Below are 13,697 nucleotides of genomic sequence, written 5' to 3'. Positions count from 1 at the left end.
AAGTCCTCCATTGCTGGGTAAAGTTCGCTTCGAGAATGTTTATTGAGCTTGTTATGCCAAAAGCACTGGTTTAACCCCGTTAAGCCTGTTTAACTTTTGGCGATAGATCGGAAAACTAGCGTCGCATTCTCCGGTATCGTGACTCAAAAAACGTAGGTCTAATCCTGTCTCTGGTAAGGTTCGGGCTTTCTTCTTGAACCGCTGGCGATCGAGCCGGACTTCCTGAAAGCCCCTAGCTTTAGCTATGGGGTTCCTTACAACCTATGACCTACAAGTCAAAACCTGACGATCGGCATCTTCAAAATTAACCGCCGATCGAACTCAAAACAGTTCGCGTTTGTTTGATACTAACGCAGCCAGGGAGGTGGGCGGTTGGGAGAACAGGCGTGCTGGGTTGAGAACCCTCTCTATTATTGTACCTAAAAAATATTGAGGAGAGAGGGAACTGGCCCGCGAAGTTTGCTTTGCCAAAAGGTTTTCACTCCAATAAATGTTTTGATTTTTGTCATTCTTCAGTAATCCTTGCAACACTTGTAGAATCTGCCTCAAAGCAAATCCAGCCTGCAAGCCTGAACCCCGTTCAAAAATTGTGATAGCAGAGGCAATGAACATCCGGCTACTTTTTATTTATTACATCTGCAAATAAAATATACAACAATCAATAAAATCGGCTTTTCACTTTTCTATTTTAAATTCATCAAAACTGCTAATTAAAATGTATAGATTCACCGTTGGCACTAGCCTCAAAAAACGGGTAGGAACTGGTTTACCATAACATTATTCAACCGTACTAACAAATTAATACAAACTCGTTCCCAATCCCCGATCAAATCCTTTACTAACATTAGTGCCTGATGTCAGTAGAAACTCACATCAGGCACTATATGCAATCCGATCGCAACTTGAGTCTTTTTTATCGGATGACGGCTAAAGCACCGGCGCCGGCTGCTGCTGCGGCCGAAGTAAGAGCGGTGAAAAATAGCCACCAAGAGGCAACTTCTGCTGCTTTCCGGGTTTCTTCGGCTTGTTTTTCGGCTTGCACTTTGATGCTTTCGAGGCGAAGCTGCGCCTCTTGCTGCAAGCGTTCTGCTCTTTGCAAGACGCTGTTGCGGCTTCTTTCAATTTGGTCGATCAAGCGGTTGGCATCTGCTTCGGAAATGTCCTCGCGAGAGCTCATTAATGCTACTAAAGTATCGCGATTGAAATGACCCAGCCGATCGCGCAAAGCATCAAATCCGGCTTGCGGATCGTCAAATAACTTCCGCACGTCCCGCGTAATGCCTTCGTAATTTAGTTCAGGGCGATCGAGCGAATTGAGGTAATCCCGAATTTTTCCGAGAACCCCGTCAATTACCGACTGAATACCCTCCTGTATTTTCTGAATTTGCAGTGCGAACTCATCGCGCACCGACAAAATGCCATCGACAATGCGATTGGCTTCTGCTTCAGAAATATCCGGCCGCTGAGACAGCAGAGAAACAATTGTAGCTCGATCGATGTGTGACAAGCGCTCGCCCAAACTGTATGCACCGACTTTCGGGTCATGCAGCAGCAGTTGCAAGTCGCGCTTGATGGATTCGGGATTTAATTCATCCTTGCCCGTATTACGCAAATAATCTTCTAAAACACTCTGAAAATCGTGCACTTGGCTTTGCACCCGTTTTGCCAAACGGCGGGGCGCTTTCACAATCGAGCCAAGGGTTTCCTGCACTTGGTCGATAATTTGATTGACTTGTTCCTCGCTCAAATCTTGTCTCTGAGAAAGCAGTTTTACCAAAGTATCGCGATCGACTTGAGACAGGCGGCCACGCAGCGCTAAAGCTCCTTCTTTTGGATTTTCCAGCAGTTTTGTCAAATCCCGCTGAATCCCTTCAGGATTGAGTTCTGATTTGCCAGTCTTACGAAGGTAATCTGCAAGGGCGGTGGTGGTTTGGTCGTACTGATCCTTAGCTTTTTCTGCCAACTTTTGCGGCGTATGTACCGCGCTGTGCCAATTTTCTTCGGCGCTTTCGAGAAGCTGATTTACTTGGTCTTCGCTGAGGTCTTTCCGCTGAGATAGCAATTTTACCAATGTTTGGCGATCGAACTTAGAAGCTCTAGCTCTGAGCGCCCACATTCCCGCTTCCGGGTTGTCCAGCAGCGTTTTCAAATCGCGCTTGATGCCTTCGGGATTGAGTTCTTCTTTGCCCGTAGACTTCAAGTATTCTTGTACTCTTTGCCACTGGTTATCTAGTCGGGCTTGCGCTGCTTCTTGCAGACCTTTAGCATCTGCTAAAACTACATCTCGCGTCCTTTCTAACTCTTGAACAATCTGTTCTACTTCCTGGAATCCGAAATTTTCGCGACCTCGGAGAATTTGCACAAAACTGTCGCGGGTGTAAGGAGAAAGTCGATCGCGCAACTGTTCGTAACTAGCGTCGGAATCCTCTAAGATTTTTTTGAAATCGCTCCCGATACCTGCTGCTGTCAGTTCCTCTTTCGGCGTCAGCTTCAAATAAGTTTCCAACCGCCACTGCAAATCGCGAGCTTTTTCTTGCTCCTCGGCAAAGATCACGGTTTGTAAAACGCGCTGTCTAATTGCTTCTAATTCCTGGGAAATTTCTTTAATTTTGTCTTGGGTAAAAACACCTCGACTAGCCAAGATTTCGGCAAAATTAGACTGTTTTAGTTTTTCTAATTCGCGGCGCACAGTTCCTGGGTCGGCGGTAGGATCGTAGAGCACGTCCCGAAATTCGCGCTCGATGGCTTGGGGGTTCATCTGCCACGAATAAGTGTTGAGTAGGTAGTTTTCTACGTCGGCACGAATTGGGCTGTAAGTTACGGGTTCGCCTTTGACTTGAGCGGTAATTTTATCAGTTTGCTGGGTAACTTTGTCTTTAGCTTCTTTGAGCTGACCAACTACTTTTTCAACATCGAAGTCGGACATATCCGTGCGACCCAATACTATTCCCATTAAAGCATTGACTGCCATTGTCGTTGCTTGGTTCATCATGGTCGGGCTTTCTCCGGAATTTTGACCCCCCAGATTGCTGAGGGCTTTTTCTACCCTACTTGCCAATTTATCTGAGACCAAATCTCCCGATTTTGCAGATTTGAGATAGTCTACTAATTGAGCGATGCCGTCTGATGGCTGCCCTTGTTTTCCTACTTGTTTCCAAGCATCTTGAAGTTGGTCTACAATGCGGTTTACGTCGCGTTTTGATAAGTCCGATCGCGAACTTACTAAATCTACGAGAGTTTGCCGATCGAGATTTGGCAAATTTTCGGCTGCAATAGTTTTTAGTTGCGGATCATTAAGCAATTTTTCAAACTCGCTACGCATCCCTTTGATGTCTAATTCTGGCGGTTTGAGGCTTTGGATGTAGTCTTCGACGTTTTCGCGCAAGCTTGTGGGGTCGATCGCGCTACCGAGTTCATGGCCCACTGCTGCTGCTGCTGCTTTGGCTGTGGCGACTACTTGGTTGCTGGCTGCTTTGGCGCCGATAGCCGAGGCTGCGGTGCCGACAATGGCTTGAAAGCCTGATGTCGCGGTGTTGACGACGGAACCAATCAAGGAACCGACGGTGGTGGAGCTCACCCAAACAAGCATTGAGAAATAGGTAGCCCACACGACTAAACCGACGATCGCACCTAAACCGGGACTGCTAATCAAGCTGAGCTTAACTGCTAGCAAGCACGCAAAGAATAGGGCGATGGTGACGGTAATCAGCGTCCAAGTGCCTACTTTTCGGCCGATGTGGCGGACTGGGGGGCTGCCGCTATCCGAGTGGTGATCGTCGTCGTGGGATTGTCCAATGTACGAAAGGCCGGCTGCTACTGATAAATTTGTTAGCAAGAGTTGGAAAGCGCAGGCGAGTACCACTCCAGCTATCAAGGCGATAAAAAATTGTGGCCCGGAATACAGGAGTGCTGCGTCTTCTGCTGTGTTTGTAGTAGTCTGCTCTACTGGCACTTGGGCCAGCCAGAACCCGATGTTATACAGTTGTGGATTTATTGGCAAATTTTGATACATAGTATATTCCTCGTTAAGGAGTGGGTGCGCGCGCTCATTGGCGCAAGTTAACCAAGGTATAGTTTTAGACTCATGCCCCCAATGGCAAGTATCGCCTTATTGTCGAGCTAAAGCATCCCCCTACAGTCGGAAGTGTAGAAATATGTCTGCGGCCGGCTGTTTATTTAGGGCTATTTGTGGTATGTAAGTCTGATGAAAATAATCGCACAGGAGCATCTGTGGTCGATCGATATTCAGAGTCGGCACAGAAGCCCAGACAAATTGTTCAAAATTCATCAACCAATTCCATAGCAAATTAGCTTTGAAGGAATTCGATAGTGCAGCGAGAAAGTCATGCCATTATTATTGGCGGCAGTTTAGCAGGACTGTTGGCCTCTAGAGTATTAGCAAAACACTTCTACCGAGTAAGTATTGTTGAACGAGATTTTTTCCCAGAAAAACCCGCACCTCGCCCCGGTATTCCTCAATCTCGTCATCTTCATATCCTTTTAAATCGAGGAAAAATCATCCTCGAAGAGTTTTTTCCCGGCTTGGAAAACGAACTGGTAGCTGCTGGTGCTCCTAGTGTAGATCCGAAGTCGATCGGGTGGTTTAGTCCGGCGGGTTGGGCCCCGCAATTTAGCCCGGATCTAAATAATTTAATTTTGTTCAGTCGGGATTTACTTGATTGGCAAATTCGCCGCCGCTTGGCTGAAAATACGAACGTACATTTCCTCGAAGGAGGGACAGTAACGGGGTTGCTGGCGAATGCCTCGCGCGCGGAGATTGCTGGCGTGTCGGTGCGTTTTCGCGATCGTCAAAACCCAGCAAACATTCATGCAGAGAATTTGTATGCAGATTTAGTAGTTGATGCTGGTGGCAAAGTTTCCAAAACACCTGAATGGTTGAAAAGTTTGGGCTGGGAACCTCCGCAAGAAACCGTTATCAATGCTTTTGTCGGCTATGCCAGCCGCATCTATAAATGCAGCGGTAAATTGTCAGACACAGCGCCAGTATTTGTGGCAACAGCACCGCCATTTCGCACTCGTGGCGGTGGAATTTTTCCGATCGAAGGCAATCGCAAGCTGGTGATTCTCATCGGGGGCGATCGCGATTATCCCCCCACAGACGAAGCAGGTTTTCTAGAATTTGCCCGCAGTCTGCCAACCCCGACAATTTATCATGGAATTAAAGACGCAGAAGCAATAACACCTATTTATAGCTATCGAGGTACCGAAAACCGTTTGCGACACTACGATCGCCTTCGTCGTTATCCTGAAAACTTAATAATTATCGGTCATGTAGTTTGCGCTTTTAACCCAGTTTATGGCCAGGGAATGACCGTTGCTGCACTGGATGCTCAGATGCTAGATGAATGTTTGCAAAAGCAAAGAGAGCGGTATCCAGAAGGAGATTTAACAGGCTTTGCGCGACAATTTCAACAAAAACTAGCAAAATTACATACAATTCCTTGGACATTTGCCATCAGTCAGGACTCTCGCTATCGGGGAAGTACAGGTGCAAAACTAAACCTCGCTACGAGGCTGACAATTGATTACATGGATTTGGTGTTAAAAGTGCTCGTCGGAGATGCTAAAGTTTGTCAAGCATTTTTGGAAGTTCTGCACATGATTGAGTCGCCGGCTGTACTTTTTCATCCCAGTATTGCGCTGAAGGCGATCGGGCAATTAGTCACCGTTCGGCAGAAGGCAGAATTAAGATCGAGAGTTTATACAGAATCAGGTTAGGATCGCGAATTAAATAACTTACAATTTTAATTGTTATTGTGGGATGGGCGTCCCGCCCGTCCCACTTTCAAGAGTGGAAGTTATTTAATTCTCATTCCTTAGTTTTGCCAGTTCTCTTTTTTCACCGCCGATGAAAGGAGATAAACGCAGATGAAATCTATTCACCTGCATTTATTTAAGCTGATATTATGTCTGCTTGAACCTAAATTATAAAAGCGTGACTTGTGCGACTGCGATTTTCGGGTATTTCACGTAATTAAGATGGATAAAATCAGACTTTGCACCCCAAATTTCTGTTTTTGAAATAAATCATTAGATTGATGGCAAAAAATGTTGGTAGTCACGACTTACCCACAGGAGTCAAGAAACCATTTTTTTTACCCATAGCCCTCGCGCTTCACGCTATATTGTTGTAAAAAAAATCGGTTTCTGCCGCCTAGACTAATATAGAGTTGTGCAATTCTCACTTACCAGCCAAACGATCTAATTCCCCTTGCATTTGGGCGGTAACTCGCTCGAAACAAGCATCAACATAATCGCGATCGCGCGCCGCCTCCGAACCATACCTCTCAAATACAATCGGTTCGCACACGCGAGTCCGAATTTGCACAGGTAAAGGCAGGTTTGGCAAAGGCCCAATACTCAATCCCCAAGGCAATCCCAAATACACCGGCAATACCACTGGATCGATGCCAAATAGCCACGGCATTCCCAATTCATGCAATTGCTTTGCTTGTTCGTACAAATCTGCCAAAACTATCAAAGTATCGTGAGCACCGTGCGATATAATTGGTACAATTGGCACTTCTTCTCGCAATGCTAATTTGATAAATCCCTTGCGTCCCGCAAAGTAGATTCGATCGCGCAAATGGTGGGGGCGAAAAACATCTTGGGCGCCGCCCGGATAGACGAGAACTGGGGCATTTTTGCGTAAAGCTGCGATCGCCATTTTCGGATGCGCCTTGAGGGCTCCACACTGAACCGCCATGCTAGCAACATCAGGAGAAACTTGCCAAACCGTGGGGTGCATCAATCCGTAGGCCAAGCGTTCCGTACCGTACCTGCGGAACCATTCGTATAGGAACATAAACATATCTGGAGCAGCGAGTCCCCCGTTGTGAGAACCGACAACGAGCATTTTTCCGCTGGCGGGGACGTGGTGCCAGCCGTCGCTTTGTACGCGGAAATAGTAGCGGTACAGCCATTCCCAGATTGGCAACAAAAGCTGAATGAATTCGGGATTGCGATCGTCTAAAGATAGACCGTCAAAGGGATAGTTAGAGGATTTTCCGTATTTTTTGTTAGTAGTTTTTGTCACTGGAAAAATATTTAACGCTTTGGTCATTATATAGCAGAAGGAAGAAAGCTTTAAATCTGGAAGACAGAAGGCTTTAGTTATTTGGGAAATAAGGAAGAAGGAAGGATATTAGTTTGGATTTTCCTCTCCTGGTGCGTGCGATCATCCCGATAGCCCTCCCAACAAAAGATTTTTCCTATCATTAATAGGCTCCCATTCCGCAGGAATCTACCGAATTAGTTTCAGCAATTGAAAACCTCATAAATATCGAGCGCGGTTGCTATAGCAATATAATTAAATCAGAATTGGTGCAAATATTTGGTTTCTGATTTGAGCGGGCTGCTTTTGTTCGGAGGTTTTGTGCTGGTTGTCTCCACAGGAACAAAACCGTTTGCAAACAGCTACAGCAACTGTCGCTGATGGCGGGGCGGCTTTAGCCACAAAAACACAACTGTGCCTCAAGCCGATAAGTTTCCGTTTTGGAAGATTTTATCAAGTTGACGCCCGCCATCGGGTCAATGCTAGCGATTGGCGCTGTTTACTTTTCCCCTCTGCCATTCCCAGACTCGGACACTTCCACCTTCTCCCCCTCCCCCACTGTGGCATAATGAGCAATTTATAGGCGTAGCAGCTTTATGTGTCTTCGCTCAACTCACCAAACATTAAATTATATAAATTAAACTTGACTTGCGGTAAAAAAAAGTTACATAAAGCTTTTTTGTGGAAGACAAATCGATTTTTTTGCTATATTGACCTGCAATTAAGATAATGATTGTGGTTAAGTGAGGATTTGAACGGATGAAAAACTTGAATTGCTGGAATAAACCCGCTGCATTGCTGGGCGCGATCGCGATCGCAACCGGAAGTTTGCAAGCGAATGCGATCGTTGTTGCCGCCCCATCAACATCGACTGTCAGTCAAGATGCTGAAAATATTTCCTTTGAAGATAGCGCCACCTTTCAAATAGCCCAGGCTGGCAACCTTTGTCGCAAAGTCACTCCCAAAGAAGGTTTGACCGTTCGCCAGAGCCCAGACCCAAAATCCCCTAGAGTTGGCGGCGTAGGACTTAACACTCAGGTAACGCTGTCCCAAGGCGCTACTTCTGTTAAAGCCTCCGACGGTCGCCTCTGGATTCAAATTACCGCTCCCGTCACAGGGTATGTAGCTAGCGGATATCCCAACGACGAAAGTAATTTAGGTTCGTGCACAATTAGTCAAACTCCTGCACCGGCACCAGCACCCGCACCAGCGCCAGCGCCAGCACCCGCACCCGCACCCGCACCCGCACCCGCACCTGCACCAGCACCCGCACCAGCACCAGCGCCCGCACCAGCACCCGCACCAGCACCAGCGCCAGCACCCGCACCAGCACCAGCGCCAGCACCTACACCGGCACCTACACCGGCACCGGCACCAGCACCGGCACCAGCACCCGCACCTACACCGGCACCCGCACCAGCACCCGCACCAGCACCCGCACCCGCACCTGCACCCGCACCAGCACCCGCACCAGCACCCGCACCAGCACCAGCACCCGCACCAGCACCAGCAACGGGCCCAGTAAGTCTGTGCCGCCAAGTAGAACCTCGCGTAGCGCCGAGGGGTCTAGCTATCCGCACTGAACCTTCAAGGACTGCTGCGGTTAAAGGTGGTGTACCGGCTAACGGTCAAGTAACGCTTGTGCCGAATTTCCAGTTAGTGAGAGATAAGAATGGAGAAGACCGCAATTGGGTTGAGATTTCAGCCCCTGCGGCGGGATTCATCTCTGCTGGAAATTTGATCATGTGCAAGTAAACTTGTGAGTTCGATCGCTCTTTTTGACTAAAAGAGCGATCGACACCGAAAATAGTTTTAAGATTGTCGCGCAGCAAGCGAACAACGCGGAACCCAGATTGCTTCGATGACTTACCCAGGAATAACTGATTTCTGTCGCGAGTCAGAGTTTTGCTGCGATATCTTTGGGGTTGGAGACGGTAATTTTGCGATCGGCAACGAACTGTTTAGCGTTAATTGCTTCGTAGTTCGATCGGGCGGCGGGCTGCCCCATTGCTGCGATGGGAATTTGGATGCAGGTAAAGACAGCTAGGAAAAAAAGCGATCGCTTGACAATTGATGGGTTCATCAGGCTTGAGATTGTGCGAGAAACTTTTGTCTCCGAGATGCAAAAGCCGCCAAATCTGCCTCGGTGAATTGAGTTTGCTGCCATGAGGGGCGGGCAAGCAGTCGATCGCACCAAGCTTGAATTTTAGGATAGCCGTCTAGGGACACACCAACCCAAGATAGCAAGGGCACGACGGTGCCGGCAACGCACTCGGCAAACGTGACACTGTTGCTAGCGAAAAAAGGGCGATCGTCCAACAAACCTTCAAAAAATGTCAGCACAGTATTGACTTTTTCCTTAGCCTTTTCTATTACTTGAGGTTCAGGAGTTCCCCAGCCCATTTTTTCACTGCTGAGGGGGTAAAGTGCCGGCGCAAGTTCGTTAACCGTGACCAATTCTACCATCCTCACAACTGCCAAATCTGTCGGTTCTTTTGGCAACATTGCCGGTTCGGGATACTTCGTTTCTAGATAGTCAAGAATTGCCAGAGACTCGAAGACGGTGAAGCCATCATCGACCAAAACAGGGATGCGGTGAAAAGGATTCATTGCCACAAATTCAGACTGCAAGTGATCGCCGTCCAAGTGGATTTCTACTAATTCAAAGTCGAGGTCTTTTTCTAAGAGGGCGATCCACACGCGGCGGGAGTTGGCGGAAATGGGAGTATGGTAAAGTTTCATAAATGTTGTGCCTGGTTATTCAAAGGTAATAAAAGCCACATTTTGATTATGCACCTTGACTGTCATTTGATTTATTTTCTCCAATTTTGTCCTCTCCAGTTTCACCGTCTCCACTGTCGTCTAAATTTTTACTTTCATCTGAAACTTCATAATTATCCATAATTTCGATCAATAAATGCTTTAGATTCTTATCGGGTGGTCGTTTCTCGAATTCTGCGTGCGTGTAAATCCACAGCAACACAACTTCTTTTTTTCTAATATCTAACAAATATATAAGTCGCCCTTGTTCAGCGGCTCCGCGAAGCTGAGGCATTTTAAACTCCAGCTTCCAGAATTCTAATCCATCACGGCTAGAGCCTTGAGGCCAAGGTTCTAAATGTCCCAACGGTGGACGGGGACGGGGGTCAACGCTCAAAATTCTGAGGAATTTTTGGAGTAATTCGACAAATTTTACTAATCCTGCCTGATTTTTACGATATCTATCGCGGATCAGTTTTTGCTGACTTCTCTCAAAGTTATTCGAGAGCTTGATTTGAAATTGCTCTGATCCGTTCACACGCCTCCTCCGCCGTCATTGCCTCGCTAGTTTCCCACCCTGCCAAAGTTTCCTCCAGAGCTTCGGATAGTGCTTTTTGATAAGCCATATCTTCCCGTTCTACTCCACTCAAAATCGCATTAATAAGTCTATTAAAGGCGTTAATATAAGCTACAAAACTATCGAGTTCACCTTTAAGTACCATCCAAGGTAAAGCGATAGCCAAAGAAAAAAGCCCCACAAATTTAAGCAACCTGTCTTTAATTCCTTGAGGGGGTTCAATGAAAGCATAGGCAAAAACTTTAAGTAATTCTTGCGTTTCAGCAGGAATTTTTTCCCAACGGTCTTCAATTTTTACAGCTAAATTGTTTGCTTTTTGAGCCAGTTCCCAAAACTTTGAAGCGCTGGACGTGCGTGGCTGAAATATCTGCCGAATTTCGCTGGGGCTAATTGTGATAGTGGCTGACATTGGCCTGACCTCTGCTCACTTTACGATTAATCAGTCATTCTCAGTATATCATCAAAACAAACTTCTGGAAATCCTGTAATTGGCTGATTATTTACTTATTGTGACTTCCTGACGCACAGATGCGGTAATCGCCTCTACTAGGAATAGTCGCTCGCTAAGTGACAAATTAAGCGTTAATTTCATTATTTCTTGAAATGATAATTCTTTTGCATATTCGGAAGAATTATCATTTCGAGCGGGCGAAAAAACCTCATCAGAACTTAAATGCTTGACTGAAGTATTACGATCTAAACTTGCCTTCATGTCTGCGAGTAGAAGTTCTAAAAATTTAATATCGTTCCCTAGATCGGCAGCCTCATCTTCATCTTCTTCTATCTCTTCAATTACTTGCAAACGTTCTTGATAGGCATTGATTTGGTGTTCAATCGCTTCTATAATAAACCTGAAATCTTTAAATGATAAGTTCATATTAGTTACCTTCCTAAAAATAAATAGTCACTCGTCCAAAGTTAATTAAAAATCCCCAAAATACTATTTTTTAAGATTTCAGGTTATTTGATAGATAGAAGAAACAAGTAATCAAACATACTATGAATTATATTAGTAGGTTGGGTTTCTCTACTTAAACCCAACCTCAGACTAACTTATTCTAGTTTATGGAACAAGGTGCCTATGAGGTGAAGTGCCTCTTTGTATTTTTCTAGAGTCATCGGTCTACTGGGCTGGAATAACCAATGACCTGGACGATCATTCACTAATTCCAGTTCTGGTGGAATGTCAGTGCCGAGGTCTAATTTATACCAATTTTTTCCTGAGCCTGGCCTCTCAAAGGTTGATATTCCTTCTGACCGAGACATTCCTCCTGACAACCTTCCTTCTTCTAAAGTAGGCATAACCCATAATTCATCTTGCTGTTCATAAACGGTAATATCTTTATTGGGTCTGACATTATCCATTCTAGGTGAACTAGCATTCCCCTGTCGATACAGCGCAACGGGTGTTTTAGGCATCTTTAATCTCCTGAAGTTGTAAAAAATTAACTGGTAACGCAGGATTAGGTTTTTCGTTATAACCTCGCGTTTGAGTACAGAGGCACGGGGGCCTTATGGATTGAGCGTTTAGTTAATTTCGCTTCAGAGTTAAAGTTATGCCTATGCTAAAAACCGTTACCAAAATAACAGGGCGGGCCCTAAAGCCCGCCCCATCAAACTATCGACTATCGATTAATAATCGAAGTCGCCGCCGCCCATGCCGCCGCCAGCGCCAGCAGCAGCGCCATCCTTCGGTTCAGGCTTGTCAACGACGATACACTCGGTTGTCAACACCATGCCAGCAATAGATGCGGCATTTTGTAGAGCAGAACGAGTCACCTTCGCGGGGTCAACGATACCAGCTTCAAACATATCGACAAACTCATTTGTCGCTGCGTTGAAACCAACGTTGAACGGCTTTTCTTTGACGCGCTCAGCAATCACAGCGCCATTCAAACCAGCATTTTCAGCAATCCGCTTCAGAGGAGCAGCCAGAGCCCGTGCCACAATCAAAGCACCGGTCAATTCTTCGCCCTTCAGGCTGCTGTTAGCCCACTCTTCCAATTGAGGAGTCAGGTGAGCCAAAGTTGTACCGCCACCGGGGACAATGCCTTCTTCTACAGCAGCTTTGGTAGCGTTAATCGCATCTTCCAAACGCAGTTTGCGATCCTTCATTTCTGTTTCGGTAGCCGCGCCGACTTTGATGACTGCGACGCCGCCAGCCAATTTGGCCAAACGTTCTTGCAGCTTTTCTTTGTCGTAGGAAGACTCGGTTTCGTCCATTTGACGGCGAATTTGTTCGCAGCGGGACTTAACGGCGGCTTCGTTACCTTCGGCAACAATTGTGGTGCTGTCCTTGGTGATGGTGATGCGGCGGGCTTTGCCGATCATGTCGAGCTTGGTATTTTCCAGTTTCAAACCGGCATCTTCGGTGATTAGTTGACCGCCGGTCAATACGGCGATATCTTCTAACATGGCTTTGCGTCGATCGCCAAAACCGGGTGCTTTAACAGCAGTCACGTTCAACACACCGCGCAGTTTGTTGACAACGAGGGTAGCTAAAGCTTCTTTCTCAATGTCTTCTGCAATGATCAACAGCGGGCGGCCGGAACGAGCTACTTGTTCGAGCACAGGTACTAAATCTTGTACCAGAGCGATTTTCTTGTCTGTCAGCAAGATGAAGGGTTCTTCTAGAATCGCTTCCATCCGCTCAGTGTCGGTGACGAAGTAGGGAGAAATGTAGCCTTTGTCGAAGCGCATCCCTTCGGTGATTTCCAATTCGGTGGTCATAGACTTCCCTTCTTCCAGGGAAATCACGCCTTCTTTGCCCACCTTGTCCATTGCGTTAGCAATCATTTGGCCGACTTCATCGTCGTTACCAGCAGAGATGGAGCCGACTTGAGCGATGGCTTTGGAATCTTCTACTTGTTTGGCGTGTTCGGCAATTTTTTCTACCAAAAACGTCGTTGCTTTGTCAACACCGCGCTTAAGGGCGATCGCATTTGCGCCGGCTGCTACGTTACGCAGACCTTCTTTGACCATTGCGTGAGCCAAAACGGTAGCAGTTGTTGTACCGTCGCCTGCTGCGTCGTTGGTTTTGGAAGCTGCTTGACGGATCAAGGCAACGCCTGTATTTTCTACGTGGTCTTCTAGTTCGATTTCTTTGGCGATGGTAACACCGTCATTGACGATCTGAGGAGCTCCGAATTTCTTTTCGAGAACCACGTTACGGCCTTTGGGGCCGAGGGTTACGGCCACTGCTTCGGCCAAAATGTCCATACCGCGTTCGAGGGCGCGACGTGCATTTTCGTTGTAGATGATACGCTTAGCCATAGTTTTTGGGGA

The 13,697-nt window shown here is 46.7% G+C and carries 12 protein-coding genes; 2 read left to right on the top strand and 10 right to left on the bottom strand.

From position 1 onward, the window contains the following. Positions 1-913: 913 nt before the first annotated feature. Both QUB20_RS00370 and QUB20_RS00365 read right to left on the bottom strand, forming a co-directional pair. Positions 914-4,012 carry an MFS transporter gene (locus QUB20_RS00370; protein WP_333244295.1) on the bottom strand — a complete coding sequence of 1,033 codons (3,099 nt, stop codon included), beginning with the start codon at positions 4,010-4,012 and terminating at the stop codon, positions 914-916. 120 nt (positions 4,013-4,132) lie between these two features. After that, complete coding sequence (locus tag QUB20_RS00365) at positions 4,133-4,288, bottom strand: hypothetical protein (RefSeq protein WP_333244292.1); 156 nt, start codon at positions 4,286-4,288, stop codon at positions 4,133-4,135. Positions 4,289-4,329: 41 nt separating this feature from the next. On the opposite strand from QUB20_RS00365, the gene QUB20_RS00360 reads away from it, so the two are divergent. Further along, positions 4,330-5,739, top strand: a complete 1,410-nt coding sequence (locus QUB20_RS00360; protein ID WP_333244289.1) for a 2-polyprenyl-6-methoxyphenol hydroxylase-like oxidoreductase — start codon at positions 4,330-4,332, stop codon at positions 5,737-5,739. Between the two features lie 463 nt (positions 5,740-6,202). Here QUB20_RS00360 and QUB20_RS00355 read toward each other — a convergent pair whose 3' ends face one another. Next, a complete protein-coding gene (locus tag QUB20_RS00355) occupies positions 6,203-7,084 on the bottom strand; it encodes a glycerol acyltransferase (protein WP_333244286.1) in 882 nt (293 codons plus the stop codon). 750 nt (positions 7,085-7,834) lie between these two features. Here QUB20_RS00355 and QUB20_RS00350 point away from each other — a divergent pair. Then, positions 7,835-8,830 (top strand): SH3 domain-containing protein, encoded by a 996-nt coding sequence (locus QUB20_RS00350; RefSeq protein WP_333244283.1) that lies wholly within the window; start codon positions 7,835-7,837, stop codon positions 8,828-8,830. Between the two features lie 142 nt (positions 8,831-8,972). On the opposite strand, the gene QUB20_RS00345 is transcribed toward QUB20_RS00350, so the two are convergent. The 7 genes from QUB20_RS00345 to groL form a co-directional block, all read right to left on the bottom strand. Continuing rightward, positions 8,973-9,158 (bottom strand): hypothetical protein, encoded by a 186-nt coding sequence (locus tag QUB20_RS00345; RefSeq protein WP_333244280.1) that lies wholly within the window; start codon positions 9,156-9,158, stop codon positions 8,973-8,975. Then, on the bottom strand, positions 9,158-9,817 hold the full coding sequence (locus QUB20_RS00340; RefSeq protein ID WP_333244277.1) for a glutathione S-transferase family protein: 660 nt from the start codon (positions 9,815-9,817) through the stop codon (positions 9,158-9,160). Before QUB20_RS00340 ends, QUB20_RS00345 begins: the two co-directional genes overlap by 1 nt. Positions 9,818-9,863: 46 nt before the next feature. Further along, complete coding sequence (locus tag QUB20_RS00335; RefSeq protein ID WP_333243083.1) at positions 9,864-10,373, bottom strand: hypothetical protein; 510 nt, start codon at positions 10,371-10,373, stop codon at positions 9,864-9,866. Then, positions 10,333-10,821 carry a hypothetical protein gene (locus QUB20_RS00330; protein WP_333243080.1) on the bottom strand — a complete coding sequence of 163 codons (489 nt, stop codon included), beginning with the start codon at positions 10,819-10,821 and terminating at the stop codon, positions 10,333-10,335. Before QUB20_RS00330 ends, QUB20_RS00335 begins: the two co-directional genes overlap by 41 nt. 87 nt (positions 10,822-10,908) lie before the next feature. Beyond that, positions 10,909-11,289 carry a hypothetical protein gene (locus tag QUB20_RS00325; RefSeq protein WP_333243077.1) on the bottom strand — a complete coding sequence of 127 codons (381 nt, stop codon included), beginning with the start codon at positions 11,287-11,289 and terminating at the stop codon, positions 10,909-10,911. A 176-nt stretch (positions 11,290-11,465) separates the two neighbouring features. After that, positions 11,466-11,831 (bottom strand): Tse2 family ADP-ribosyltransferase toxin, encoded by a 366-nt coding sequence (locus QUB20_RS00320; protein WP_333243074.1) that lies wholly within the window; start codon positions 11,829-11,831, stop codon positions 11,466-11,468. Between the two features lie 213 nt (positions 11,832-12,044). Next, positions 12,045-13,685 (bottom strand): chaperonin GroEL, encoded by a 1,641-nt coding sequence (groL, locus tag QUB20_RS00315; RefSeq protein ID WP_333046934.1) that lies wholly within the window; start codon positions 13,683-13,685, stop codon positions 12,045-12,047. Positions 13,686-13,697 lie beyond the last annotated feature (12 nt).

Origin of the sequence: Microcoleus sp. B4-C2, assembly GCF_036705265.1 — a bacterium.
GTDB lineage: Bacteria > Cyanobacteriota > Cyanobacteriia > Cyanobacteriales > Microcoleaceae > Microcoleus.
This window is presented reverse-complemented; position numbering and strand designations above follow the sequence as displayed.

Excerpts from the sequence above, each read along its gene's own strand:
- QUB20_RS00370 (WP_333244295.1), bottom strand. The coding sequence starts at position 4,012 with ATGTATCAAAATTTGCCAATAAATCCACAACTGTATAACATCGGGTTC.
- QUB20_RS00365 (WP_333244292.1), bottom strand. The coding sequence starts at position 4,288 with ATGAATTTTGAACAATTTGTCTGGGCTTCTGTGCCGACTCTGAATATC.
- QUB20_RS00355 (WP_333244286.1), bottom strand. The coding sequence starts at position 7,084 with ATGACCAAAGCGTTAAATATTTTTCCAGTGACAAAAACTACTAACAAA.
- QUB20_RS00350 (WP_333244283.1), top strand. The coding sequence starts at position 7,835 with ATGAAAAACTTGAATTGCTGGAATAAACCCGCTGCATTGCTGGGCGCG.
- QUB20_RS00345 (WP_333244280.1), bottom strand. The coding sequence starts at position 9,158 with ATGAACCCATCAATTGTCAAGCGATCGCTTTTTTTCCTAGCTGTCTTT.
- QUB20_RS00340 (WP_333244277.1), bottom strand. The coding sequence starts at position 9,817 with ATGAAACTTTACCATACTCCCATTTCCGCCAACTCCCGCCGCGTGTGG.
- QUB20_RS00330 (WP_333243080.1), bottom strand. The coding sequence starts at position 10,821 with ATGTCAGCCACTATCACAATTAGCCCCAGCGAAATTCGGCAGATATTT.
- QUB20_RS00325 (WP_333243077.1), bottom strand. The coding sequence starts at position 11,289 with ATGAACTTATCATTTAAAGATTTCAGGTTTATTATAGAAGCGATTGAA.
- QUB20_RS00320 (WP_333243074.1), bottom strand. The coding sequence starts at position 11,831 with ATGCCTAAAACACCCGTTGCGCTGTATCGACAGGGGAATGCTAGTTCA.
- groL (WP_333046934.1), bottom strand. The coding sequence starts at position 13,685 with ATGGCTAAGCGTATCATCTACAACGAAAATGCACGTCGCGCCCTCGAA.